The 24,513-nt window shown below is 67.6% G+C and carries 28 protein-coding genes; 10 read left to right on the forward strand and 18 right to left on the reverse strand.

Annotated features, from left to right (window positions below; translation table 11 throughout):
- The first annotated feature begins 4 nt into the window (after positions 1–4).
- Positions 5–1,399, forward strand: a complete 1,395-nt coding sequence (locus tag H4W30_RS35670; protein WP_192746568.1) for an Rv3212 family protein — start codon at positions 5–7, stop codon at positions 1,397–1,399.
- Between the two features lie 41 nt (positions 1,400–1,440).
- On the opposite strand, the gene H4W30_RS35675 is transcribed toward H4W30_RS35670, so the two are convergent.
- The 7 genes from H4W30_RS35675 to H4W30_RS35705 all read right to left on the reverse strand — a co-directional run bounded on the left by H4W30_RS35675 (position 1,441) and on the right by H4W30_RS35705 (position 6,119).
- Positions 1,441–2,136 carry a hypothetical protein gene (locus tag H4W30_RS35675; RefSeq protein WP_192746569.1) on the reverse strand — a complete coding sequence of 232 codons (696 nt, stop codon included), beginning with the start codon at positions 2,134–2,136 and terminating at the stop codon, positions 1,441–1,443.
- Between the two features lie 116 nt (positions 2,137–2,252).
- Entirely contained in the window at positions 2,253–2,588 is a 336-nt protein-coding gene (locus tag H4W30_RS35680) for a hypothetical protein (RefSeq protein WP_192746570.1), read from the reverse strand.
- Positions 2,589–2,622: 34 nt separating this feature from the next.
- Entirely contained in the window at positions 2,623–3,483 is an 861-nt protein-coding gene (locus tag H4W30_RS35685) for a RecB family exonuclease (protein ID WP_126736335.1), read from the reverse strand.
- A 348-nt stretch (positions 3,484–3,831) separates the two neighbouring features.
- Complete coding sequence (locus H4W30_RS35690; protein ID WP_016331481.1) at positions 3,832–4,461, reverse strand: MarC family protein; 630 nt, start codon at positions 4,459–4,461, stop codon at positions 3,832–3,834.
- Positions 4,458–5,321: a PHP domain-containing protein gene (locus H4W30_RS35695; protein ID WP_192746571.1), complete on the reverse strand. Its 864-nt coding sequence runs from the start codon at positions 5,319–5,321 to the stop codon at positions 4,458–4,460. The genes H4W30_RS35690 and H4W30_RS35695 overlap by 4 nt, the downstream gene beginning before the upstream one ends.
- Before the next feature lie 51 nt (positions 5,322–5,372).
- Complete coding sequence (locus H4W30_RS35700; protein ID WP_192746572.1) at positions 5,373–5,933, reverse strand: PH domain-containing protein; 561 nt, start codon at positions 5,931–5,933, stop codon at positions 5,373–5,375.
- A gap of 24 nt (positions 5,934–5,957) precedes the next feature.
- Positions 5,958–6,119, reverse strand: coding sequence for a hypothetical protein (locus H4W30_RS35705; protein WP_005167589.1), 162 nt, complete (start codon positions 6,117–6,119; stop codon positions 5,958–5,960).
- Between the two features lie 186 nt (positions 6,120–6,305).
- Here H4W30_RS35705 and H4W30_RS35710 point away from each other — a divergent pair, with 186 nt between their 5' ends.
- A complete protein-coding gene (locus H4W30_RS35710; RefSeq protein WP_192746573.1) occupies positions 6,306–6,734 on the forward strand; it encodes an NUDIX hydrolase in 429 nt (142 codons plus the stop codon).
- 132 nt (positions 6,735–6,866) lie between these two features.
- Here H4W30_RS35710 and H4W30_RS35715 read toward each other — a convergent pair whose 3' ends face one another.
- Both H4W30_RS35715 and H4W30_RS35720 read right to left on the reverse strand, forming a co-directional pair.
- Entirely contained in the window at positions 6,867–7,970 is a 1,104-nt protein-coding gene (locus H4W30_RS35715; protein WP_192746574.1) for a DUF2332 domain-containing protein, read from the reverse strand.
- Positions 7,971–8,003: 33 nt separating this feature from the next.
- Positions 8,004–8,582: a MaoC family dehydratase gene (locus H4W30_RS35720; protein WP_225949972.1), complete on the reverse strand. Its 579-nt coding sequence runs from the start codon at positions 8,580–8,582 to the stop codon at positions 8,004–8,006.
- A gap of 249 nt (positions 8,583–8,831) precedes the next feature.
- On the opposite strand from H4W30_RS35720, the gene corA reads away from it, so the two are divergent.
- The 3 genes from corA to H4W30_RS35735 all read left to right on the forward strand — a co-directional run bounded on the left by corA (position 8,832) and on the right by H4W30_RS35735 (position 11,593).
- The gene (gene corA / locus H4W30_RS35725) at positions 8,832–9,920 is read left to right on the forward strand and encodes a magnesium/cobalt transporter CorA (protein WP_034313298.1); all 1,089 of its coding nucleotides are present in this window, start codon (positions 8,832–8,834) and stop codon (positions 9,918–9,920) included.
- Between the two features lie 177 nt (positions 9,921–10,097).
- A complete protein-coding gene (locus H4W30_RS35730; RefSeq protein ID WP_192746575.1) occupies positions 10,098–10,751 on the forward strand; it encodes a metallophosphoesterase family protein in 654 nt (217 codons plus the stop codon).
- The gene (locus H4W30_RS35735; RefSeq protein ID WP_192746576.1) at positions 10,748–11,593 is read left to right on the forward strand and encodes a ParB N-terminal domain-containing protein; all 846 of its coding nucleotides are present in this window, start codon (positions 10,748–10,750) and stop codon (positions 11,591–11,593) included. Before H4W30_RS35730 ends, H4W30_RS35735 begins: the two co-directional genes overlap by 4 nt.
- 59 nt (positions 11,594–11,652) lie before the next feature.
- Here H4W30_RS35735 and H4W30_RS35740 read toward each other — a convergent pair whose 3' ends face one another.
- Complete coding sequence (locus H4W30_RS35740; protein WP_192746577.1) at positions 11,653–13,179, reverse strand: MFS transporter; 1,527 nt, start codon at positions 13,177–13,179, stop codon at positions 11,653–11,655.
- A gap of 122 nt (positions 13,180–13,301) precedes the next feature.
- On the opposite strand from H4W30_RS35740, the gene H4W30_RS35745 reads away from it, so the two are divergent.
- Positions 13,302–13,979 carry a TetR/AcrR family transcriptional regulator gene (locus H4W30_RS35745; RefSeq protein WP_192746578.1) on the forward strand — a complete coding sequence of 226 codons (678 nt, stop codon included), beginning with the start codon at positions 13,302–13,304 and terminating at the stop codon, positions 13,977–13,979.
- A gap of 348 nt (positions 13,980–14,327) precedes the next feature.
- Here H4W30_RS35745 and H4W30_RS35750 read toward each other — a convergent pair whose 3' ends face one another.
- Positions 14,328–15,251 (reverse strand): hypothetical protein, encoded by a 924-nt coding sequence (locus H4W30_RS35750; protein WP_192746579.1) that lies wholly within the window; start codon positions 15,249–15,251, stop codon positions 14,328–14,330.
- Between the two features lie 199 nt (positions 15,252–15,450).
- Here H4W30_RS35750 and H4W30_RS35755 point away from each other — a divergent pair, with 199 nt between their 5' ends.
- Positions 15,451–15,651, forward strand: a complete 201-nt coding sequence (locus tag H4W30_RS35755) for a PspC domain-containing protein (RefSeq protein ID WP_034313416.1) — start codon at positions 15,451–15,453, stop codon at positions 15,649–15,651.
- A gap of 6 nt (positions 15,652–15,657) precedes the next feature.
- Here the strand turns inward: H4W30_RS35755 and H4W30_RS35760 are convergent, their stop codons facing one another.
- The 7 genes from H4W30_RS35760 to H4W30_RS35790 all read right to left on the reverse strand — a co-directional run bounded on the left by H4W30_RS35760 (position 15,658) and on the right by H4W30_RS35790 (position 22,921).
- Positions 15,658–16,419, reverse strand: coding sequence for an NPP1 family protein (locus H4W30_RS35760; protein ID WP_192746580.1), 762 nt, complete (start codon positions 16,417–16,419; stop codon positions 15,658–15,660).
- A 190-nt stretch (positions 16,420–16,609) separates the two neighbouring features.
- Entirely contained in the window at positions 16,610–17,788 is a 1,179-nt protein-coding gene (locus H4W30_RS35765) for an ABC transporter ATP-binding protein (RefSeq protein WP_192746581.1), read from the reverse strand.
- A gap of 3 nt (positions 17,789–17,791) precedes the next feature.
- Positions 17,792–18,634 (reverse strand): carbohydrate ABC transporter permease, encoded by an 843-nt coding sequence (locus H4W30_RS35770; RefSeq protein WP_034313318.1) that lies wholly within the window; start codon positions 18,632–18,634, stop codon positions 17,792–17,794.
- A complete protein-coding gene (locus tag H4W30_RS35775; protein WP_192746582.1) occupies positions 18,634–19,584 on the reverse strand; it encodes a carbohydrate ABC transporter permease in 951 nt (316 codons plus the stop codon). Before H4W30_RS35775 ends, H4W30_RS35770 begins: the two co-directional genes overlap by 1 nt.
- A complete protein-coding gene (locus tag H4W30_RS35780; RefSeq protein WP_192746583.1) occupies positions 19,581–20,903 on the reverse strand; it encodes an ABC transporter substrate-binding protein in 1,323 nt (440 codons plus the stop codon). Before H4W30_RS35780 ends, H4W30_RS35775 begins: the two co-directional genes overlap by 4 nt.
- Positions 20,904–21,148: 245 nt before the next feature.
- Entirely contained in the window at positions 21,149–21,664 is a 516-nt protein-coding gene (locus H4W30_RS35785; RefSeq protein WP_016331463.1) for a general stress protein, read from the reverse strand.
- 60 nt (positions 21,665–21,724) lie between these two features.
- Positions 21,725–22,921 (reverse strand): acyl-CoA dehydrogenase family protein, encoded by a 1,197-nt coding sequence (locus tag H4W30_RS35790; protein WP_192746584.1) that lies wholly within the window; start codon positions 22,919–22,921, stop codon positions 21,725–21,727.
- Positions 22,922–23,079: 158 nt separating this feature from the next.
- Here H4W30_RS35790 and H4W30_RS35795 point away from each other — a divergent pair, with 158 nt between their 5' ends.
- The 3 genes from H4W30_RS35795 to H4W30_RS35805 are packed head-to-tail and all read left to right on the forward strand — an operon-like array spanning position 23,080 to position 24,497.
- Complete coding sequence (locus H4W30_RS35795; RefSeq protein WP_192746585.1) at positions 23,080–23,397, forward strand: DUF4190 domain-containing protein; 318 nt, start codon at positions 23,080–23,082, stop codon at positions 23,395–23,397.
- A 31-nt stretch (positions 23,398–23,428) separates the two neighbouring features.
- The gene (locus H4W30_RS35800) at positions 23,429–23,803 is read left to right on the forward strand and encodes a DUF4190 domain-containing protein (RefSeq protein WP_192746586.1); all 375 of its coding nucleotides are present in this window, start codon (positions 23,429–23,431) and stop codon (positions 23,801–23,803) included.
- Between the two features lie 49 nt (positions 23,804–23,852).
- Positions 23,853–24,497, forward strand: coding sequence for a DUF4190 domain-containing protein (locus H4W30_RS35805; RefSeq protein ID WP_192746587.1), 645 nt, complete (start codon positions 23,853–23,855; stop codon positions 24,495–24,497).
- The last annotated feature ends 16 nt before the right edge of the window (positions 24,498–24,513 follow it).

Raw genomic sequence — 24,513 nt, forward strand, 5'->3', positions numbered from 1 at the left:
GCACGTGAGCGAACGCTGGGACGCCGCGCCGGACGACGAACCGGCGCGGCCCGTGCCCGCCGATCCCGGGCAACCGGACGGCAGCGAGCCGGAGACGGCCGAAAATGCGATCGGCACGGAAGACGTGCTGGACGCCGATCCCGCCCAGCCGGTGGCCGACGAGCCGCCGCTGGGCGGGAAACGCGCCCGTCGCTCACCGTGGAACCGCCCGCGGGATCGCGTGATCGCCGCGGTGATCGTGGTGGTCGTCGCGGTCACCGGCGTCGTCATCGGCGTGACCAGCGACAACGCGGCGACGGTCGCGCAGGTCGCCGCCACGCTGCCGCCAGGGCTCCCGCCCGCGCCGGCGGAGGTCCCCGGCTCCCTCAGCGAACTGTGGCAGGCGCCGAGTTCGGCGACACCGGTCCCGATCGGCGAAGCCAACAGCGTCGTCACCGCGGACAAGGGCGAGGTCCTCGGCCGGGACCCGTACACCGGCGAGGTCCGGTGGCGCTACTCGCGCGATCTCGAACTGTGCACCGTCGCGCTCGCCGGGATCAAGGTGGACGCGGTGTACCGCAAGGACACCGGCTGCAGCGAGGTCACCCAGCTCGACGCGGGCACCGGGCGCCGCACGGCGCAGCGCAACGGCGATGCCGAACTCGGTACCAGGCTGGTCGTCGACGGATCGCACGTCACCACGACCGGCAAGAAGTTGCTGAACACCTGGCGCGACGACCTGGTCAAGAGCATGGAGTACGGCCAGGTCCCCGCCATCGTGAACCCGAACAAGCAGCCGAGGACCGGCTGCACCTACGGCACGGTGGCCGCCGCGGCGGGCAAGATCGGCGTGATCGAGCGCTGCCCCGGCGACCCGGCCGACCGCTTCACCGTTTACCGCGCGACCAACGATGAAGCCGACGACCCGAAGGTCGACTACAGCACCGTGCTCGCCGGCAAGAACGCGAAGGTCGTCGCGATGTCCGGCGATCTCGCGCTGATCGTGCTGCCCGAGCAGAAACTGCTCGTCATCTACGGCGGCGACGGCCTGCAGAAGTCGGCGTACCCGCTCGACGTGCCCGAAGCGGAGATCACGCCGGATCCGGTGGGCGGCGTCATGACGACCTCGTGGACCGCGCAGGGCGTGTACTGGTTCACCGGCTCGAAGACCATGGCGTTCTCACGGGACGACCTCACGCCGCGCTGGACGCTGAACAACTCCACCGGCCCCGGGGTGACCTTCGGGGAACAGCTGGTCGTGCCGATCCAGGGCGGGCTCGCCGTGCTCGACGAGACGACCGGCGCCACGATCCGCACCGTCGGCGTCGACCGGCGCGGCTACACCGGCCCGGTTTCGCTTTCCTCGGTCGGGCCGGTGCTGCTGGAGCAGCGCGGCCCCACCCTCGTCGCCCTCAAGTGACCGGCGGGCGGTAGCAAAGGTCCCTTGCTCCCGCCGGCCCGTCAGCGCGTCGTCGAAGTCCGGGAAGTACGCAGCCGGCTGACTTCCTTCCAGCACCACTTGCCACCTTCGCTGACGAGCGTGCCGGTGGCGGTGCCCGGCCGCCCCGCGACGGTCAGCGTGACGGAGACCGTGGCCTTGGTCTCGGAGACCTTCGTGACCGGGCCGAGCGAAGCGTCCGAGGCTTCATTGACCCGCTCGATGATCTGGTCGATGTCCTTCTCCGCGCTCCCGCACTTCAGCTCCGTCAACGCGGCCCTGTCATGGGCGTTGATGCCGTCGATGATCGCCTGCGCGGTTCCTTCCGGACCGGACGCCTTCTCGGCCTTGTCGTCACTGAGGAAGAATCCAGGAGCGACGAACCCGGTGATGCCCAGCGTCAGCACCACCACGGCCGCGGCGGCGATGCCCACGATCAGACCGGTCTTGTTGTTCTTCGGGGGCGCGGGCGGCCCGCCGAAGCCCTGCCCGTACTGCTGCTGGCCGTAGCCGGGGTATTGCTGCTGGGGGTACTGCTGCTGCGGGTACGCGCCGCTCTGGTCGTAGCCGCCCTGCTGGTACTGCGGCTGGCCCGGGTACTGCTGCTGTTGCCCTGGGTATTGCTGCTGCTCGGGATACGGCTGCCCCGGCTGCTGCCCTGGGTACTGCTGCCCGCCCTGACCGTGATCGGGCTGGCCGGGCTGGGGTGGGTAGGTCATCGACAGTGCCCTTCGTCCTCGCTGCGGGACAGCGTGTTCAACCACGACATGCCCAGTGAGCCACATTTTCGCAAGGACGGGACGCTTTTTCCGGTCAATGACACCTTCCTGCCGGGTCAGCTCCACCAGAACAGGCTCAGCGCGGCCGTCACGCTCACCACGACCACGAGACCGGCGCCGCCCGCGGCGCGGCCGTTACGCGAGTCGGTGACCCGTTGTGCCAGCAAAGCGACGACCGCCGCGACCGGGTGGCCGATCAGCATCAGGAGCCCCGGCCCTGGCGCGCCGGTGAACAGGCAGACCGAGGCGATCGCGACGACACACACCGCCAGCACGGCCATCCCGGCCGCGAGCGATCCGGTCAGCCCACGCCAGAACCGGCCGCTTTCGGGCGTCACGGGCTCGTCCGCGGGCGGAACGGTCGCGAGCTCTTCGGTGTCCGGTGACGACACGTCCTCGTCTGTCCAATCGTCGCGTTTCGGGGATCTAGGGCGCCAGCAACTCCCACGGCTGAGCCGCGGGCCCGGCCTCCTGGCCTGCCGCGCAACTGGGCCGGAAGTCGCACCATGAGCAACGGCGGCCAGGGCGCGCCGGGAACAACACGTCCTCGTCGCCGCCGGCGTCCAGGGTATCCGCTGCCAGCCGCAGATCCCCGGCGGTCTCGTCGGCGCGTTGGAGATGCCGCTTCAGGCTCTCCTCGGTGTGCTCGGCGGCCGCGATGGTTCCGGTGGGCACGTGGTGCAGCTCGACCTGGTAGCACGGCGTCCGCAGCGTCCTGGCTGCCGCGACCGCGTACAGCGCCAAGGCCTGCGACGAGCGCGCCTCGTACTCGTCCGGCGCGCGGCGGCCGGTCTTGTAGTCGATGATCACCAATTCCCGGCCGCGCTGGTCGATCCGGTCCGCGCGGCCCTCGATGATGAGGCTGGGCCCGCTGCCCGGCTCGAGCGTGACCGGCGCCGAAACCCAGCGCTCCAGCCCGACGGGATCGACGCTGACGTCGTTGTGCTCGACGTACTCCGCGACCCAGGCCTTGGCCCTGGCGCGATACCGGGCGGCCTGGTCGGCGTCTTCGAACCCGGCGTCCTTCCAGTGTTCGGCGACGAGCGCCATCGCCCGCTGCGGCACGCGCTTGATCACCGGCAGGTCGAACAACGCCCGCAAAGCGTTGTGCACCACCGCACCCAGCGTGCTGTGCGCCCACGCGCCGGTGCGTACCGGGGACGGGCGGTCGAGATACGCCATGCGGTAGCGGCGCGGGCAATCTTCGAACGTCGCGAGGCGCGCGGGCGAGACCTTCGTCAGCTTGCGCGGCGCTTCGACGCCGAAGTCGAAACCAATCTGCTCCATCGGATCACCCCGCGCGCAACGCTACGCACCCCCACCGACACTTTTCGAGGGGATCCCCAGGAAGGGAGCAAGGGACCTTTGCTATCACTCCGGGCCACATGCGGCGTGGCGGTCCGTGAAGGCCTCCTTCACTACCTTCACGGTAGGCAAGGAGGCCTTCACGACATGCCGCGGTCGCGAAAGAGAGCAAGGGACCTTTGCTATCACCTGCTCTGCGGTCCCGCGAAGCCCGTGAAGGGTAGGTGTCCCGAAGGTGCCCTTCGAGACGCTGAACGTCTCCAAGGGCACCTTCGGGACACCGAGCGAGCCGGAGGGGAGCAAGGGACCTTTGCTACCGCCCGCGGCCGATCACGTGCCCGAGATGAAGCCCTTCACCGAGTTCGCCACCAGCTCCACCGCGATGGCGGCGAGCAGCAGACCCGCGATCTTCGCCAGCAGCGTGATCCCGCTTTCCTTGATCAGCCGGATGACCACTCCCGAGTACCTCATGCACAGGTACAGCACGAAGTGCACCGTCACGATCGAAAGCGCGAGAGCCACGTACGCGCCGACGTGTCCATCGGCCTGCCGCACGAAGACGATGGTCGCGGCGATCGCACCTGGGCCGGCGAGCAGCGGTGTCCCGAGCGGCACGAGCGCGACGTTGACGTCGTCGCCCGCCGCCTCGGCCTCGCCGCCGGTCTTGCCGGTCAGCAGTTGCAGCGCGATGAGCAACAGCAGCAGCCCGCCCGCGCCCTGCAGCGCCGGGATGCCGATGCCGAGGTACGACAGGATCGCTTGTCCCGCAACGGCGAACAGCGAGATCACCAGCAGGGAGACCAGCACCGCCTGCCGCGCGGCCTTGGCGCGGAAGGCCACCGATTTGCGGCCGGTCAGGCTCAGGAACACCGGCACCGTGCCGGGCGGGTCCATGATGACGATCAGCGTGATCGTCGCGCTCATGAACAGGCGCGCGTCGAAGAAGTCCGTGATCGTCACCGCGTCACGACCTGGTAGCCGGTCGACCGCGCGACGAGTTCTTCGAGCGCGAGCGGGTCGGTGGTCTCGTCGCCGAGATCGATGGTCTTGTTCGTGCCGTGGTAATCGCTCGAACCGGTACGCACGAGCCCCAGCTCCCCCGCCAGCCCGTGCAGCTGGACGCGGGTCTCCTCGTCGTGGTTCGGATGGTCGACCTCGACACCGGTGAGCCCGCGCCCGGCCAGCCCGGCGAGCACGTCGACGGTGATGGTCGCGCCGCGCGTGTAGGCGAAGGGGTGCGCGATGACGGTGACGCCGCCCGCCTCCGCGATCATGTCGATCGCGTCCTCCACGAGCGTGTCCTGCCGCGCCACGAAGTAACCGCTGCCGTTGCCGAGATAGCTCGCGAAGGCCTCGTTCACCGACGACACGACGCCCGCCCGCACCAATGCCTGAGCGAGATGCGGCCGCCCGGCCGAACCGTCCTCCGGCAGCAGCGACATGACCTCGTCGGGATCGACCGGCAGGCCGTCGGCGGCCATCCGCTCGGCCATCACGCGCAGCCGCCATCGCCGTTCCGACCGCAGCCGGGTCTGCTCGGCGACGACCGACGGCGACGCCGGGTCGAAGAGGTACGCGAGCAGGTGGACGCTGATGTGCCGCCCGGTCACCGGATCGACGGAGATCGTGGACAGCTCGGCACCGGGGACCAGCGTGAGTCCCGGCGGAAGTGCCTCGGCGGCCGGGGCCCAGCCGGCCGTGGTGTCGTGATCGGTGATCGCGACTACGTCGAGGCCCGCCTTCGCGGCGGCGGCGACCAGCCCGGCAGGGCTGTCGGTGCCGTCGGAGGCGGTGGAGTGGGCGTGCAGGTCGATGCGCATCGCCGCTCAGTATCGACGATGCTCCAGGTCACAGCGACCCCGGGACCTGCGCTAACCGACCTTCTTCTTGCCGCGCGCCGCACGCTGCGCCTTGATCATCGAAAAGCGCTCGGCCTGCTTCTGCTTGTCGCCGAAGACGAGCTCGGAAATCGTGTCGTAGAACTCTTCCGGCTTCGGCAGGTAGTCGATGCGGTTCAGCGCCTGGATCTGACCGGCGGACTCGACCACCATGGTCCCGTACCCCATCATCCGGCCCCACGCCGAACGCTCGTAGGTGAGGTCGGTGACCTTGGTGATCGGCATCATCAGCACTTTCGTGGTGAAGACACCGGTGGTCATGACGAACCGCTTGTCCGTGACCACCAGGCGCTCGACCCACCACTCCATCACCACGTACGCGAAGCGCAGGATGATGAGCAACGCGGCATACCAGAGGATGTTCTGGATGACCCACGCGGCGGGCGGCAACAGGTAGGAGATCAGGACGCAGACGGCCAGCAACGCGGCCGTCTCGAACGTTTCCCACAACAGCACAGCCCAGTGCCGGCGGATCCGGATGACCCGCCGCTCGGTGTCGAGGAGATACTCGTCTGGATCGCGTGGGGCGAACATACCGATAGAGTATCCGCTCCCCCGCTAGCTGAAGACGTTGCTGACGAAGGTGATCACCGATTCGGCCGAGTCACGCAGGAAGCCGATGATGTTTCCCACGAGGCCCGCGGCCTGACCTGGCTGCGCGATCACGAAGAACAGCACCAACGCGATTCCTGCGAAAGTGAGGAGCTTTTTCGCGTTCACAGCGATCAATCCTGTCTCTTACGGTGACTGACTGCGGATACTGACCATTCATTTTGTACCGCACCTTCCACCGGCGCGGGAGGGAAGTCCCGCGCTTGGGTCAGCCGGCGAGGGGAAGTGTACCGTACGGCTACTCTCCGTGTACAGGACAGCCATTGTCAGGAAGCCCGCGTCTACCATTCGGGAATGAACACCGTTTCGGACAGCACGGTCCGCTGCGTAGGCGGCATCGTCCACGACGAACTGGGGCGGATTCTGCTGATCCGGCGCGCGAATGAACCCGGACGTGGACTCTGGTCGGTTCCCGGCGGACGGGTCGAACCCGGCGAAACGGACGAAGCGGCCGTGATCCGGGAGATGCGCGAGGAGACCGGGCTGGACGTGATGCCGGGCACACTCGTCGGCAACGTCCGCCGTGGCTCGTATGACATCCACGATTACGCCTGCGCGGTCACCGGCGGCACTCTCCGTGCCGGGGACGACGCCACCGACGCCCGGTGGATCGACGCCGGAACCTTGATCGAACTCGACAAAGACGGCCACTTGGCCGAACTCCTGTTCGTCACTCTCCGCGATTGGGGAGTGCTGCCGACCGGCAAGTTCCCGCCGTCTTGACACCCGCTGTACACGATTCGGCAAAAGTCGCCGGGATAAAGCAGCACAAGAGGTGAAAAGTGGCCTTCCCGACGCATTGCCGACATCTCCGGAGAGCGGAAAGGGGTAAAGCGGCCGGTCGGGCACGGGCCCCTAAACCGGCAGCCAGGTCATCCGCTGCCCGTGCGGGGCCGTCCGGGCCAGCGCCCGTACGTCCGGCACTCCGGCGTCCCAGCGCACGAGCCCGAGCACGGCCTGGTCCACCGGTTCGGCCAGATCGGCCCTGCCGGGCACCAGGAATTCCAGCGCGGCGGCGTAGAACTCCTCGCTGACCCACCACAACGGCCGGTCGCCGGCGAGTTTCCGGAGCGCCTCGACGAAGTCCGCCCGCCGCTCCCCCAGGTACGCCAGCACGTGACTGGTCAAGACCACGAGCGGAGCGTCGGCGGGCAGGGTGGCCGCCGCGGCGGCGAGATCGTCGACGGCGTCGCCCGCGATCAGCTCCGGCCGCTGCTTGCCCTGCGCCGCCGCAGCCGTGCGCAGGAGGCGGATCCGGTCCGGCTGGTCGGCCCAGACGCAGGCTTCGAGCCAGGCCAGTTCGTCCTCGTCGGCCAGGTCCACGGGCGCGCGGTCGAGGCCGGCGCGGGCGGTGATCGTCAGCTTCTTCGGCACCTTCGGCGTGACGGCGCCGGGCGCGAGGTCCAGCGCGCAGTGCAGGCCGACGGCGGTCTTCGCGGGCCCGGCGGTGAGCTGTTCGCCGCCGTCGCATTGGTAGCGGTAGGCGTATTTGTCCATGCCGAGCAGCAGCCCCGCGCTGCAGCCGACCTCGAGCAGCGCGATCTTGCCGCCCGCCTCTTTCGCCGCCGTCGTCATCGCGGGGTACAGCAGCGCGGCACGGCGGACCTCGTTGGTCTGCGTGTACCGCGAGGAGATGATCGCCCGGGCCTTGTCCGCCCGTTCCAGCAGGAACGAGCGGAACAACGGCCACGTCTCCGAGTCCACGCCGTCGAAACCGCCGACGGACGGGTAGTACCGCGAGAGCGGGTGGATGGGGTCGGCCTGGATGAGCCGGTGCGCCGTCGCCATGAGCAGCGTTCCGCGCGCTTCACCGCCACGCGCGTCGGTCAGGAGCCCGGCGACGTCGTCGTCCTCGGCCGCCTTCGCCGCCAGGTGCTCGTACAGCGGCGAAACACCGGCCGCCTCGACCGTCGCGAACTTCCGCAGACGGCTCTTGATCTCATCCAGCCCGATGGGCATCGACGCGCTCCCTCTTCCCGTTCGTGGCACCTATTATTCGTGCGGGACCGGGCGGCCGGGCTGTTCACCGCCCCTGCTGTCACCGTAAGACCGCTTCGGCACCATCACCTTGCGACGGAAGACACACACGATCGTGCCGTCCTGCTTGTAGCCCCGGGTTTCGACGTAGACGACGCCCCGGTCGTCCTTCGACTTCGACGGCGTCTTGTCCAGCACCTCGGTCTCGCCGTAGATGGTGTCACCGTGGAAGGTCGGCTTCACGTGCTTCAGCGATTCGACCTCGAGGTTCGCGATCGCCTTGCCGGACACGTCCGGCACCGACATCCCCAGCAGCAGCGAGTAGATGTAGTTGCCGACCACGACGTTCTTGCCGAAGTCGGTGGTCTCCTCGGCGTAGTGCGCGTCGAGGTGCAGCGGATGGTGGTTCATGGTGATGAGGCAGAACAGGTGGTCGTCGTACTCGGTGACCGTTTTGCCCGGCCAGTGCTTGTAGACCGCACCGACCTCGAACTCTTCGTAATAGCGACCGAACTGCACCCATTCCTCCTGCACGAGTAACGCGGCGTGAGCCTGGAACGACAGGCCTTCATGTTGAGGAGTACCCTCGACCATTGGTGTCGGGTCGTCAACGCGACCAACACCACTGCGTAACCGTCCGCCGAGCCAAGGAGGTGAGGAACCCGATGTCCAGTGGCGATAGTCCGCTTCCTAGTAGTCGCAGCGTTCCCGCCCTCCCATCTCGCCGGATCCCCACCTGGCAGGGCTGACGAAACCGGGAACGCTGGCCTAGCCGAGCGGCCCCCCGACCGCTTGGCCCGTCGTCTTCGCGCATCAACGCACGACGTCTGCCCAGGAGATCCCATGCCTGCCATTCCCTCGCTCGGCGGCCTTCGCGGCCGGAGCAACGGCCGCGCCAAGAGCGTCCCCGAACGCCCGCTGCCCGTCCCACTGTCGGCGTATGTCGTCGACTGCGCGGTGTACGTGGAGGGCAAACGCCTGCCCGGCCGCTGGACGCACGCCGAGGCCATCAAAGAGGTGCGCAAGCGGCACGCCGGATTCGTCTGGATCGGCCTGCACGAGCCCGACGCCGTCCAGATCCAGGGCATCGCGGACACCTTCGGCCTGCACGAACTGGCCGTCGAAGACGCGCTCGAAGCACACCAGCGGCCCAAGCTGGAGCGCTACGACGACACGCTGTTCATGGTGCTGAAGACCGTCCGGTACGTCGAGCACGAGTCGCCCGCGACGGCGAACGAGATCGTCGAGACCGGCGAGCTGATGGCCTTCCTCGGCCGCGACTTCGTGATCACCGTGCGGCACGGGAACCACTCGGGGCTCGCCAGGCTGCGCCGCGAACTCGACCAGGACCCGGAGCGGCTCGACCTCGGGCCGTCCGCGGTGCTGCACGCGATCGCGGACCACGTCGTCGACCACTATCTCGACGTCACCACCGCCATCGAGTCGGACATCGACGAGATGGAGACGCACGTCTTCGCGCCGCGGTCCAAGGTGAGCGCCGAGCAGATCTATTTCATGAAGCGCGAGGTGCTGGAGCTGCGCCGCGCGGTCATGCCGCTGGGGACGCCGCTGCAGCGCCTCGCCGAGGGGTACACGCGGCTGATCCCGGACGAGGTCCGCTCGTACTTCCGTGACGTCTCCGACCACTTGACGACCGTGGCGGAGCGGGTCGCGAACTTCGACGAACTGCTGACCACCCTGGTCGACGCGACCCTGGCGAAGATCACGCTCCAGCAGAACACCGACATGCGCAAGATCACCGCGTGGGCGGCGATCATCGCGGTCCCCACGGCGCTGGCCGGCATCTACGGGATGAACTTCGACTACATGCCGGAGCTGCACTGGCGCTTCGGCTACCCGGTGGCGATGACGGTGATCTTCGGCGTCTGCATCCTGCTCTACCGAATATTCAGGAAGAACCGCTGGCTCTGACCTCTTCCCGCTTTCGGTAGTACCTGGAGTTCCCCATGCCAAGGATCCTGACCAACCTCAAGTTCTGGGCGCTGGCGTTCTGCGTCGTCTGGCTCGGCATCGTCGTCGCGATCATCGCCAAGGACCCCGCGTTCGCACACGGCCCGCAGTAGGCCGTCCGGCATTACGCTGGAGCGCATGAAAGCGCTGGTCGTCGCGGACGAGGTCGAAGAGCGGTTGTGGACGTCCGCCGTCCACCGGCTGCCTGCCGACCTCGGCCTCGTCGTCGGTGCCGGCGACCTGCCGTATGACTACCTCGAGTTCCTGGCGGGCGCTCTCGACGTGCCGTGCGTCTTCGTCCCCGGCAACCACGACCCCGACCTGTCCGGCTACACGCGCTACGGCGGACTGTCCATGAAGGACGGTTTCCCCGCCGTGTGGCCAGGGCCGGCGGGCGGGGTGAACGCGGACGGCCGGATCGTCGACATCGGCGGGCTCCGGTTCGCCGGGCTCGGCGGCTCGGTCCGCTACAACGACGGCCCGAACCAGTGGACGCAACGCCAGCAGGCGCGGCGTGCCCGGCGGCTGGTGCGCCGGGCCCGGCTCCGCCGCTGGCGGGACGGACGGGACGTCGACGTCCTGCTCACGCACGCGCCGCCGCGGCACTGCGGCGACCGCGAGGATCCGCCGCACCGCGGCTTCGACTGTCTCCATCGCACGATCGAGTTGTTGCGCCCGAAGTGGTTGCTGCACGGGCATATCCACCCGCACGGTGAACCCGTGCCGGACCGGGTGGTCGGTCCGACCACGGTCCGCAACGTGGTCGGGCACCGGATCATGGAGTTCTCATGAAGGACACGGGCTTTCCCCGCGCGGACGCGGAGCACGACTTCCTCCGCGCGCGACGGCGTCAGGTGCTGTCCCGGCTGGCGAACTGGCTGCGCCGCGAACCCGACGACGTCAACATCATGCTGCCGTTCCACGAGGTGGTCGACGCGCTCGGCTACCTCGGCGAACGGAAGATCGGGGCGCGGGTGATCCGGCTCGATTCGATCGTCGGCAGCGTCGACCGAGGCCGCGACTTCGACCGGCGCTTCCGGCCGACGTCCGGGCGGGTCCGCGAACGCTGGGAACGGCTGGCGCTGGCCACCCGGCGCGGCGAGTCGATCCCGCCGATCGAGGTGTACCGCGTCGGCGAACTGCATTTCATCATCGACGGGCACCATCGCGTTTCGGTGGCGCACGCGATGCGACTGTCCACAATAGAGGCGATGGTCACCGAGGTGCGGACCAAACTGGACCCGAGCGGGATCCGGTACCGCGGCGACCTGATCGTCAAGGACTACCGGCGGCTGTTCCTGGAACGCGTCCCGCTTGCGGGGCACGCGCGGGCTTCGGTGGTGTTCACGGACCCGTGGGACTACGCGCGGCTCGGTGAGCACGTGGAGGCGTGGGGTTTCCGGCTGATGCAGGACGAAGGCGCGTACTCGGACCGCGCGACGCTGGCGCAGCGGTGGTTCGACGAGGAGTTCGTGCCGGTGGTGGCGATGCTGCGGCAGGCGGACCTGATCGGTTCGCGCACGGACGCCGAGGCATATCTGTGGGTGGCTTGCGAAAGGTACCGGCTGATCCGGACGCACCGGTGGGACGACGAGGTCTTCGAGGCCGTGCGGTCACAGTCGCGGCCCACCTAGGTACGTGACGGCCCCCTTCATGTACCTAGGCGCAATGAAGGGGGCCTTCACGTACTTGACTACATGTGCACCGCGACCGGCGCGGCGTCCGGAGAAGCGCCTTCAGGAGCCTTCGCCGGAGCACCCGACCGCAGCAGCAGCCCGCAGATCACCGCACCGGTGACGAAGATCCACCCGCCCCACACGAACGCGGTCGTGTAACTGTGCACAGCCGCTTCGGCCGCCAGTTGCGCCGAAGGCACCTTTCCGGCCGCGAACGACGTCGCCGCGTTACCGGCCAGCGTGCTCAGCAGCGCGGTCCCGATCGAGCCGCCGACCTGCTGCGCGGTGTTGACCGCCGCCGACGCGACACCGGCGTCGTGCGTGTCGACGCCGAAGGTCGCGACGCTCATCGCGGGCGCCATGGCGAGGCCGATGCCGACGCCCATGACCATCAGCGGGAACAGCACCCCGCCGGCGTACGTGCTGGTGGTGTCGATGGCCGAAAGCCAGAACAGTCCGGCGCCGGCGATCAGCATTCCCAGTGACACCAACGGTTTCGCGCCGAACTTGGGCAGCAGCACGGCCGTGGCCGAGGTCGCACTGGCCATCAGGGTGGCCACCATCGGCAGGAACGCGACACCGCTCTGCACGGGCGTGAACTGGAGGTTCAGCTGGATGTAGAAGGTGAGGAACAGGAAGATCGAGAACATTCCGATGGCGAGCAGGAACATCGCGAGGTACGAGCCGCCGCGGTCGCGGTCGAGCAGTACCCGCAGAGGCAGCAGCGGATGCGAAACCCGCTGCTGGATCACCACGAAAGCGGCCAGCAGCACGACACCGGCGGCGAGGAAACCCCATACCGACACCGAGGACCACGAGTCGCGCTCGGCGTTCGCGAAACCGTAGACCAGCGCGAAGAGACCGGCCGACGCGGTGATCGTGCCCGGGATGTCGAGCTTTGGGCGCGGGCCTTCGGTTTCGGAGTTCTTCAGCAGCACGGCCGAACCGGCGAACGCGATCACCGCGAAGATGATGTTGACGTACATCGACCAGCGCCAGTCGAGGTACTCGGTCAGCACGCCGCCGAGCAACAGGCCGATCGCCGCGCCGCCACCGCCGATCGCGCCGAAGACGCCGAACGCCTTGCCGCGTTCCTTCGGGTCGGTGAACGTCGTGGTCAGCAGCGACAGGGCGGCCGGTGCGAGAAGCGCGCCGAAGACACCCTGTGCGGCACGGGCGACGAGCAGCATTTCGATGCTGGTCGCGGCGCCGCCGATCGCGGACACGATGGCGAAGCCCGCGAGCCCGACGAGGAAGGCGCGTTTGCGGCCGAAGAGGTCCGCGAGCCGCCCGCCCAGCAGGAGCAGGCTGCCGAACGCGAGCGCGTAGGCGGTGACGACCCACTGGCGGGCGTCGTTCGAGAACTCGAGGTCCTGCTGCGCCGACGGGAGCGCGATGTTCACGACGGTGGCGTCGAGAACGACCATCAGCTGGGCGAGGCCGATCATCACCAGGATCAGCCATCTCCTGGCGTGGTGCGGGTTGGTGTGCTGTGCGGCCGCGTCCCCCGGCGGCGTGGCGACAGCGGTGGATGAATCAGGCATACGGGCGGTTTCCTCACCGATAGTGACGAAGAAGCTATGTGGAGTAGGTATCTCCCCTTTCCGCGCCCAAGGTACACAAGAAGTGGAGAAGTGTCCTCTACTTCGTTTGTTAAGCTGGACGGATGGCTCGGGAACTCGCTCCCGCCGCACCGGCGCGGCCGCTGCGGCGCGACGCTGAACTCAATCGGCAGCGCATCATCGCGGCGGCGCACACCGTCTTCGGCGAGCGCGGGCTCGAAGCGACCCTCGACGACGTCGCGCATCACGCCGGCGTCGGCGTGGGCACGGTCTATCGCCGCTTCCCGAGCAAGGAACACCTGGTCGAGGCCATGTTCGTCGACCAGTTCGAGACGATCCGCGAGTTCGCCGAAGAGGCGCTTCGCGCCGAAGATCCCTGGGAGGGATTCGCGGGCTTCACGTGGCGCGCGGCCGAACTGCACGCCGGTGACCGCGGGTTACGCGAAGTCATGCTGTCGAACGTCTTCGGCCAGGAGCGCGTCGCCGAGGCGAAATCGCGCATGGTGCCGTTGATCACAGAGCTCGTCGAGCGGGCTCAGACGGCAGGCGTCCTCCGCGCCGATTTCATGCCGACGGACATACCGCTGCTGCACCAGATGCTCGGCTCGGTCATCGAATTCACGCACGGTATCCAGCCGGAGCTGTGGCGCCGGTGCCTCGCGATGCTGCTGGACGGCCTGCGCGCCGAACCCGGCCGTGCCACCCCGCTGCCGCATCCGCCTCTGGACGTCGAGGCGCTGGACGAGGCGATGTGCTCCTTCCGCCTGCCCCGCCTGCGCTAACCCCGCATTTCGTCCTCTGAATGCGGTCACCTTCACGTGCCCGGACGCGCAACTCGCGTGCTTGGAGGCGCGACTCGCGTGCTTGAAGGCGTAACTCGCGTGCTTGAAGGCGTAACTCATGTGCCCAGAGGGCGAAGTCTCGGGTCCAGACGGACGGCACACGCCGAAACCGGCGTCAGGCGTGTTGCCTGCTTGATCACGTGAGTTACGCCTTTAATCACGTGAGTTACGCCTTCAATCACGTGAGTTGCGGCTTCAATCACGCGGCCTGGAGTCGAGGGCCACGCGTTTAGTCCTCTGGATGCGGTAGTTGCGCGTGCAAGGACCGCATCCAGAGGACGAAATGCGTCAGGGGAGCTTCGGGAAGACCGCGGCGGCGACCTCTCGCGCCGCCGCGCAGGTGGCGTCCTCCGGCGCCCCATCGACGCCCACCACCGAGAGCATCGCCTGCTCGACGCGGTCCGGGGTGCCCGGGATCGGCCGGTGCGTGGTCACCTGGCAGAACGCGCCGGACGTGGTGACCTGGACCTGCCGCCCGCCCAGCGCCTCCGTCGCGCCCGGCGTGGTGTCCGCGCCCACCGACAGCGAGAAACTCACCTTGCCACGGATGCAGCTGTGCCCGGACAGCGCCGGCGCCGGTTTGGTCTCCGGGCCGGCGGCGGCGTCGAGCTCGTGCTGGTCGAGCTGCGCGCACGGCGCGACGCGGCCCCACGAACGCTGGTCCAGGTTCAGCCGCCCGGCCTTGCGCGCGGCGATCACCCCGGCCGCACCGTCGACCGTCGCGTCGGCGATCCGGCAGCGATCGGCCTGATCGGCGGGCGCCGTGTCGTCGGAGGTCACCGCGATGGACAGCCTGATCCCGTCGGCGAAGGTGAGCAGCCGGGTGCAGGCGATGTCCTCGTTGAACGTCGACCGCTGGACGCTGACGCCTTCCGGCAACGGCCCGGCGTATTCGTACGGCTGGTTGTTCGGATCCTGGCCGGAAGTGATCGGGCCGGTGGTCACGGTGTAGCGATTGGCGCCCTCGACGAATTCGAGACGGCAGAACTCGAAAGAGGCCAACGGCGGTTTGACCGCGTTTCCGCCGCCGATCACTTTTCGCTGGTCGACGAGGCTGCAGTAATCGAGCGACGAGTATTCCCCGAGCGCTTCGGAAGCGGTCAGCGCCTCCTCACCCGCCGTGGTCGAAGGTGTCACCGCCGGTTCCGGCGTGGAACAGGCCGCGACGAGGAACAAACCGCAGATCACCGCGCTGAGTCTCTTCGAGGGCACCGGAGCAGTATCGTCAAAAGATCGCGGAACACCAGCCCCTACGGGCGAAGAACACAGGGTCCGCCACGTTTTCCCAGGTGACCGCCTTACCGCGATTTCACGCCCTTAAGGGTGCGTTTCGTTCCGCGGTGGGATGCGGCAGGGCCGTCACGAGACGACAATGGGTTTCACACACCGTGACGACCGAGAGGGAAATACCGTGACGAATCCCGTAGCCGCCCGCCTGACCCGACCGCGCCAGGGCCGCATGATCGGCGGCGTCTGCGCCGGTCTCGCCAAACGCTTCGGCACCACGCCGGGCAAGGTCCGCCTTCTCGCCGTGCTGTCCTGCCTGCTGCCCGGCCCGCAGTTCATCGTCTACCTCGTGCTGTGGCTCGCCCTCCCGGAGAGCGAGTACTGATCCGCCTCAGGCGTTGGGATCGAAGGGGATGCCCGCCGGTTTGGCCTTCCCCAGGTTGTATTCGAAGGAGCCGTCCTTGATCGCCAGGCTCGCGCTGCCGAAATCGGCGCGGACGAGCGTGTCACGGACACCGGGCGGGAACCCGTCCCAGCTGACGAGGTCCGGGTACTGCCAGGCGTGGTAGTGGTTCTCCGGCGGTTCGGTCGCGCTCGCGATGCGGAAGCAGTGGGTGCTCGCGCCGTCCTTGTGATAGACGATCTTCGGGTGGGTCCCCTCCCAGGCGACCTTGGAACGGTCGTAGGTGGAGTAGTTGCCGTGCGCCGACGTCGAGACGTACCGGGCCTGACCCTCGTTGACCCAGACGACGACGTGTTCGATGTCGTGCCGGTGCCCGCAGCAGTCGATGCCCGGGACGGCCTGGTCCTTCTCGAAGTACAGGTCGTAGAGGTGGGCGCACCAGCCGTTGTTGCACTTCGACCGCGCGTAGGAGTTGGTGTTGTCGAGGTCCGACTGGTCGCGGCACTGACCGTTGAGGGCTCCGGAGTTCTTGAGCCCGGTGGCCACCGCGCCGGTCGGCGAGATCGCGGGTGTCGGGTAGCAGCCGTCGGTGTCGTAGTCGAACGCCGGCTGCCACTTGCGTTCGGCCTCCGTCGCGTTCGACGGCAGGGCCCGCGGGGGTTCGGCCCAGGCGACGGCCGGGGCGAGCGTGGTGATGAGGACCGCTCCGATCAGGCCCTGCAGGAGACGACGTGTCGGCTTCTTCGGCAAGGCAGGCGCCCTTCTCTAGGTACCGATGCGCGGCTGAGGATCCACGATCGCCCCGTGAGGCGTAAACCGCCGAAGGTGGGGAATTCACGATGTCCGAAGTGGACAACCGAACGGCGCACGTGTTGCGCGTGAAGGCCCCCTTCCCTCGGCTGAGCCGAGGGAAGGGGGCCTTCACGCGCTTCACCGAGGGTTAGTCGGTGTAGGTCAGGTTCTTGCCGCTGGCCCCGTCGAACAACTTGATCTTGTCCGCGTCGAACCACAGCTCGACGTCCTGGTTCTCCGCCGCCGACGAGGCCGCCGACAGGCGGGCCACGATCTGCGACTCGGCGCCGGGGACGTCCGAGGAACCGCTGTCGGCGGCGAGATCCGCGAGGTCGGACGACGACGCGGCCTCACCTTCGACCGAGAAGTGCGCGAACTTCTCGGACCCCATCGACTCGAGGACGTCGACGTGGGCGGTGAACGTCGCGCCCTGGCGGGCGGCGGCGTCCACCAGCGCGGCGTCCTCGAAATGCTCCGGCCGGATACCGACGATGACCTCACGCGGCGCGTCGGCGGCTTCGACCAGCCGCCGCACCCGGTCGGTGAGCGGGATGTCGCCCAGCGCGCTGCGGGCCGCCCCGTTCTCCAGCGTCGCGGGCACGAAGTTCATCGACGGGCTGCCGATGAACCCGGCCACGAACAGGTTCGCCGGGTTGTCGTAGAGGAACTGCGGCGAGCCGATCTGCTGCACGTAACCCGCCCGGAGCACGACGACCCGGTCGCCGAGGGTCATCGCCTCGGTCTGGTCGTGCGTGACGTAGAGCGTCGTCGTGCCGAGCTGCTTCTGGATCTTCGACACCGACGTCCGCATCTGGCCGCGGAGTTTCGCGTCCAGATTGGACAGTGGCTCGTCCATCAGGAACGCCTTGGGGTTGCGGACGATCGCCCGCCCCATCGCGACGCGCTGCCGCTGACCACCGGAGAGGTTCGCCGGTTTGCGGTCCAGATGTCCGGTCAGGTCGAGGATCTTCGCGGCTTCTTCGACCTTCGCCCGCACGGTCTTGTCGTCGACCTTGGCCAGCCGCAACGGGAATGCCATGTTCTCCCGCACGCTCATGTGCGGATACAGCGCGTAGGACTGGAACACCATCGCGATGTCGCGGTCCTTCGGCGCCTTCTCGTTGACGCGCTGGCCGTCGATGCGCAGTTCGCCGGAGGAGATGTCCTCCAGCCCGGCGACCATGTTCAGCGTCGTGGACTTCCCGCAGCCGGACGGGCCGACCAGGATGATGAACTCACCGTCGGCGATCGTGATGTCCACTTCGGACACCGCGAGGGCGCCGTCGGGGTACTTCTTGGACACTTTTTCGAGAACGATTTCAGCCATGGGTCAGCCCTTCACCGCACCGGACGTCAGCCCCGCCACGATGCGACGCTGGAAGAACAACACGAACAGGATGATCGGGACGGTGATCACCACGGCGGCCGCGGAGATCGTCCCGGTCGGGTCTTCGAACTGCGACGACCCGGTGAAGAACGACAGCGCCGCCGGGACCGTGCGCGAGGCCTCGGTCGAGGTCAGCGAGATCGCGAACAGGAAGTCGTTCCAGCAGAAGATGAACACCAGGATCGCGGTGGTGAACACCCCCGGTGCCGCCAGTGGCGCGATCACCTTCCGGAACGCCTGCGCCGGGGTCGCGCCGTCCATCTTCGCCGCCTTTTCCAGCTCCCACGGGATCTCCCGGAAGAACGCGGACAGCGTGTAGATCGACAGCGGCAGCGCGAACGTGATGTAGGGCAGGATCAGCCCCGGCCAGGTGTCGAACAGGCCAAGCTCACGTTCGATGTTGAACAGCGGCGTCACCAGCGACACCTGCGGGAACATCGCGATCAGCAGCGACATCCCGACCAGCACCTGCTTGCCGGGGAAGTCCAGCCGCGCGATCGCGTACGCCGCCATCGTGCCGAGGACGACCGCGATCACCGTCGCGATGATCGCGATCCCGATCGAGTTCACCAGCGCCCTGATGAACTCCGTGGTCTCGAAGATGTCCGCGTAGTTCTGCCACGTCCATTCCGACGGGATGAAGTTCCCGTCGTCCAGCGTCTCCTTGGTCTTGAACGAAAGCGAGACCACCCAGAGCACCGGGAACAGCGCGAACACCAGCACGAGGATGTCGACGAGGCCCCATTTGAACTTGCGGCCGGGAGTGACCGCTCCACCGATCGCCATCAGCGCTTACCCCCATTGTCACTGCCGGGTGCGGCCGTGCCGAACACCTTGATGAAGATGAACGCGATGATCGCCACCGTGATGAAGATCAGCACCGCCATCGTCGACCCGATCCCGAGGTTGAGCCCCTTGACCAGGTTGTTGTAGGTCTGCATCGACACCGACGACGTGTCCTGCGCGCCGTTGGTGAGCACGAAGATGTTGTCGAAGATGCGGAACGCGTCCAGCGTGCGGAACAACAGCGCCACCAGGATGGCCGGCTTCATCACCGGCAGCATCACCTTCGTGAACCGCTGCCACGCCGTCGCGCCGTCCATCGCCGCGGCCTTCAGCAGGTCGTCCGGCACCAGCGCCAGGCCCGCCATCAGCAGCAGTGCCATGAACGGCGTCGTCTTCCACACCTCGGCCAGCACGATGATCGCCAGGGACGGCCAGTACTCGGTCAACGGCGCGCTGTCCGGGAAGAACAGGTTGGCCAGATAACCCGTGTCCGGCGTCCAGGCGTAGTACCAGGAGAACGCCGCGACCACAGTCACGATGCCGTACGGGATCAGGGCGACCGTCCGCACGAGGCCCCGTCCGACCAGCGTCCGGTGCATGATCAGCGCCAGTCCCATGCCGAGGACGAACTCGATCACCACCGAAACGATGGTCAGCCCCATCGTCGTCCCGAACGCCGTCCACCAGTAACCGTTCGACAACACCGCGATGTAGTTGTCGAGGCCGACGAACTCCTGCTGCGCCGGGAACCTGAGGTCGTAGCGCTGCAGGGAGAGCCAGATCGAGTAGATGATCGGGTACCCGGTGACCGCGATCATCACGATCGCGGCCGGGGCGCACAGCCACAGCCCGAGTCTGCGCTCTGCCTTCTTTCCCTCACTGAGAACGGGTTTCGTCTTCTTGCCCGGTTCGGCCGCGGTCGCCGAGCCTGCGGTTTCCTGCACGGTCACGGGATCACTCCCTTCGACTCGAGCGCGTCGGCGAGCTGTTCTTTCAGCTTCTCCGCCGTCTTCCTAGGATCGATCGCCGAAGGCGGCGAAAGCACCTTCGACAACACGGTCGAGGCGTTCTGGTACGCCGGGGTGAGCGGACGCACCGCCGCGTCCTTGAGCGCGTCCAGGATCGTTTCCCGCATCGGGTACTTCGTGTCCATGCTCGGGTTGTCGTCGCCGACGGCGGCCGTCGGATCGAGCGGGACGGTGTCGGTGTAGAGCGCTTCGAGCGTCGGCGGGACACCGTCCTTGAGCGCGGAGAACTTCTGGTTCTTCTCGTTGCGCAGGCACAGCGCGACCTCATAGGCCTCCGCCTTGTGCTTCGAGGTCGAGCTGACCGCGAGATCGTAGCCACCGATCGTGGTCTTGGCGGGCTTGCCCGCATCGAACTGTGGATAGGTGGTCCACTTGAAGTGCTTCAGCTCGTCGGGCTTCTCCTTGGCATAGGAGGCGTAGACGAACGGCCAGTTCAGCTCGAAGGCGGCGTTGCCGCGCTGGAACGCCTGGCGGACATCGTCCTCCTTCATGTTGGTCAGCGACGGGTCGGTGATCCCGGCCGTGGTGACCTTTTTGAGCATCTCCAGCGCCTTGACCGCGCCCTCGTCCATCACGACCGACTTGCCGTCGTCGGACAGGATCTTGCCGCCCGCCGACTCGACGAGCGTGTTGTAGATGACGACAAGGCCCTCGTACTGCGCGCCGGTGAACACGACGTTCGCCGGCTTGCCCTGTGCCTTGAGCGCCTGTGCCTGCTGGATCATCTCGTCCCAGGTCTTCGGCGGCGTCGGCGTAAGCCGGTCGTCGTACCAGAGCAGCTGGACGTTGGTGTTCTTGGTCGCGGCGTAGAGCTTTCCGTTCCACGTGGCGGTTTCGAGCGGTCCCGGCAGGACACCGGCCGTGGCCTCGGCCTTCGCCGCCCCCGTCCATTCGTCGATCCAGCCCGCCTCGGCGAACTCGGAAACCCAGGTGACGTCCAACCCCAGTACGTCCAGTGAATCGTCCCCGGCGGCCAGACGGCGCACCATCTGCTCACGCTGACCGTCGGCTCCCCGCGGCAGCTTGTTGTAGACGACCTCGTAGCGCCCGCCCGAGGCCTTGGTGCAATCGTCCACAACGGACTGGAAATTGTCTTCGGGCGCGTAGTAGACGTTGATCTTCAGTCCGGCGTCCGAACCGCAACCCGCCAGCAAGCCGGCCGAAAGCGCCGCCGCGCCGAGTAGCGAGCCGGTGCGGCCCGGTGAGCGGCCCCTCCGGCTCGCGCTCATCCTCTTCCCCATGAGGCCTCCTCACCCGCGCACGCCTGGGGAACGGCGGCACTAGGACGCGTTGAAGAAGCCCGCGCGCCAGCACCCCGACGTGCTAGTGCTCGGGCGGACACGCTGGAGTACATGACCGCCCGACTGGTGTTGTGCAACCTATTCCGGGCGATCACCGCCCGCAAGCAGTATCGGTAACGATTCAGCGGACCGCACGGCGAACAGGTGAACGAGTACCGCCGAATGTCAGTGGTCCGGCCCCCGCGTCACCCGGTGGGACGGCCGCCCAACGCCAGCTGGGCGAGGAGCTCGCGCCCCTGTTCGGCCGAACGCGGCTGGCAGAGGACGTCGTACCGCCCGGCGACCAGCTGGCTCGCGGAGGAGAAGTCGCGGCGGGACATGCTGTAGCTGATCGCCGCGAAGACCGTCCACGCCAGGATGCCGAGCACGAGCCCGCCGATCATGGGCTGCCAGGCGAAACCCTGGTTGTTGAACATGCCCAGCAGCAACCCGATGATCAGGCCGAACCACGCGCCGGACACCGCGCCGGTGCCCAGCACCCGGCCCCAGCTCAGCCGTCCGACGACGCGCTCGACGAGCATCAGGTCGACGCCGACGATGGTCACGTCGGAGACGCCGAACTCCTTCTCCGCGAGGAAACCGACGGCTTGCTGGGCTTCGCCGTACGTCGCGTAGGAACCGATCGGCCAGCCGGTAGGCGGTGTCGGCAGCCTGGGCAGCCCGCCCGCGGCCCGGCCGCTTCCGCCAAAGGGAGCACTCACGTAATCACCTCTCGCCCGTCCTGGTCCATCTTCTCAAGGACGGGCGAAAGGCGCGAACGTTCAGGAGCGGGACTTGTACTCGCGGAGCAGGCCGCGGCTGATGATGGTCTTCTGGATCTCGCTGGTGCCTTCGCCGATGAGCAGGAACGGCGCCTCGCGCATGAGGCGCTCGATCTCGTATTCCTTGGAGTAGCCGTAGCCACCGTGGATGCGGAAGGAGTCCTGGGTGACTTCGGCGCAGTACTCGCTGGCGATCAGCTTCGCCATGCCGGCTTCGACGTCGTTGCGCTCGCCGGAGTCCTTGAGGCGGGCTGCGTTGACCATCATCAGGTGCGCGGCCTCGACCTTGGTGGCCATCTCAGCGAGTTTGAACGCGACCGCCTGGTGCTCGGCGATGGCCTTGCCGAAGGTCTTGCGCTGCTGGGCGTACTCGACGGCGAGCTCGAACGCGCGGATCGCGATGCCGCAGGCGCGGGCGGCGACGTTGACGCGGCCGACCTCGACACCGTCCATCATGTACGCGAAGCCCTTGCCCGGCGCTTCGCCGAGGACCTTGTCCGCACCGATCTTGAAGCCGTCGAACACGGCTTCGGTGGTGTCGACGCCCTTGTAGCCCATTTTGTCGATCTTGCCGGGGATGGTGAGGCCGGGCGCGACCTCGCCGAAGCCCTCGGGCTTTTCGACCAGGAACGTGGTGAGGTTCTGGTGGGCCTTCTCGGCGCCTTCGTCGGTCTTGACCAGCAGCGCGATCAGATTGGAGCTGCCGCCGTTGGTCAGCCACATCTTCGACCCGTCGATGACGTACCCGTCGTCGGTCTTGCGGGCGCGGGTCTTGATCGCGGCGACGTCGGAGCCGAGGTCGGGCTCGGACATCGAGAACGAGCCGCGGACCTCACCGGTCGCCATCCGCGGCAGGAAGTGCTGCTTCTGCTCCGGCGTCCCGTGTTGCTTGATCATGTGCGCGACGATGAAGTGCGTGTTGATGACACCGGAGACGCTCATCCAGCCGCGCGCGATCTCCTCGACCACGAGCGCGTAGGTCAGCAGCGATTCGCCGAGGCCGCCGTACTCCTCCGGGATGGTGAGCCCGAACAGGCCCATCTCCTTCATCCCCTCGACGATGTCGGCGGGATAGGTGTCGGAATGCTCCAGCTCCTGCGCGCACGGGATGACCTCCTTGTCCACGAACTGGCGGACCGTGGCCAGGATTTCGGACTGCACGTCGGTCAAGCCGGCGGTCTGGGCGAGGCGAGCCATCGCTGCTCCTAAATTCGCGCGCACCGGGCTCCCGGCGCTGGGTTACCGGTGAGTATGACGCCTGACGTGGGACCTCGCTATGAGCGCAGTCACGCGTACGCCATCCGTGAGCATGCCACCACAGTGACAAGCCGATCACAGTCCGAGGGGGACGAAACGTGGCTCAGCAGCCCTTTGGTGGATTCCCACCCCAACAGCAGTACGCCTTCCCGAACCAGGCCCCGGCGCGGAGCAAGGATTCCGGTCTCGCGACGGCGGCCCTGATCTTTTCACTCTTCGGGCTGATCGGGCTGGTGTCCGTGATCCCCGGGATCGTCATGGGCCACGTCGCGTTCGCGAAGGCCCGGCGCGGCGAGGTGGGCGGCAAGGGCATGGCGCTCGCCGCTTTCGTCGTCGGCTATCTGATGATCGTCCTGTACGCCATCGCGATCCCCGTCGCGCTGAACATCGCCGCGAAACACGGGGCTTTCCGGTAGCGATACGGTCCTCGTCTACGAGGGGACCACCATGACGAATCCGCACGACCCGTACGGGCATCAGCCGTCCGGGCAGTTCGAGCAGCCCTACGGACTTCAGCCGTACCAGCCGCCGCCTCAGCAGTACTACGTCCAGCAGCCCTACGTGCGGCCGCCGGACCAGGGCATGGCGGTGGCGTCGCTGGTGTGCTCGCTGATCGGGCTGATCATGTGTTTCCCGGCGATCCTGGGGATCATCTTCGGGCACATCGCGTTGTCGAAGGCCAAACGCGGCGAAGCCGGCGGCCAGGGCATGGCGCAGGCGGGGATGATCATCGGATACGTCGTCACCGCGCTTTGGCTGATCCCGGTCATCCTGTGGTTCGTTTTCGTGGTGCTCGCGATCGGAGCCGCGGGCGTCTCGTGACCCGTTCGGACGATACGGTGGTGTCCCGCACGAACCAGGGGGCAACCGGATGAGCAGTTCCGACTCGCAGGACACACCGTCGACGTCGTCCTACACCGACTCGAACACCTTCTCGGACCCGACTGTGGTGTCTTCGGCGCCCGAAACCGTGTCGGGCCCGCAGCCCTTTCAGCCACCGGAACCCTTCACCCCGCCTCCGCCGTTCGAGCCGCCCGCTCCGTTCGAGCCGCCTTCGGCTTCCGCGCCGGATCCTGCTCCCGAGCCGGCTTCCGTTCCGGTTCCCGTCGAGACGTACGGGCAGGCCATCGACCCGCTGACCGCCGAGCCCGTGCCGCCGCCCTACGCGGCGCCGGAGCCGCCGGTCCCGTCGGTGTACACGCCCGTGCCGTTGCCCGCGGCGTATCCGCCGCCGCAGCCGTACAACCCGTACGCGACGGTCGCTCCCCCGCGGTCGCAGGACAACGGGATGGCGATCGCCGGACTGGTGTGCTCGCTCGTCGGGATCTGCTCCTGTGTGACGGTGATCGTCGGGCTGATCCTGGGGCACATCGGGCTGGCGCGGGCGAACCGCGGCGAGGCGGGCGGGCGCGGCATGGCGCTCGCGGCGGTGATCATCGCCTACGTCGTGATCGCGCTGTACGTCGGTTTCATCGGCACGATGATCATTCTCGGGGTGAACGGCGAGCTCGAGTAGCGGCGTCGTCCGGGCG

It is taken from the genome of Amycolatopsis roodepoortensis, assembly GCF_014873915.1.
GTDB lineage: Bacteria > Actinomycetota > Actinomycetes > Mycobacteriales > Pseudonocardiaceae > Amycolatopsis > Amycolatopsis roodepoortensis.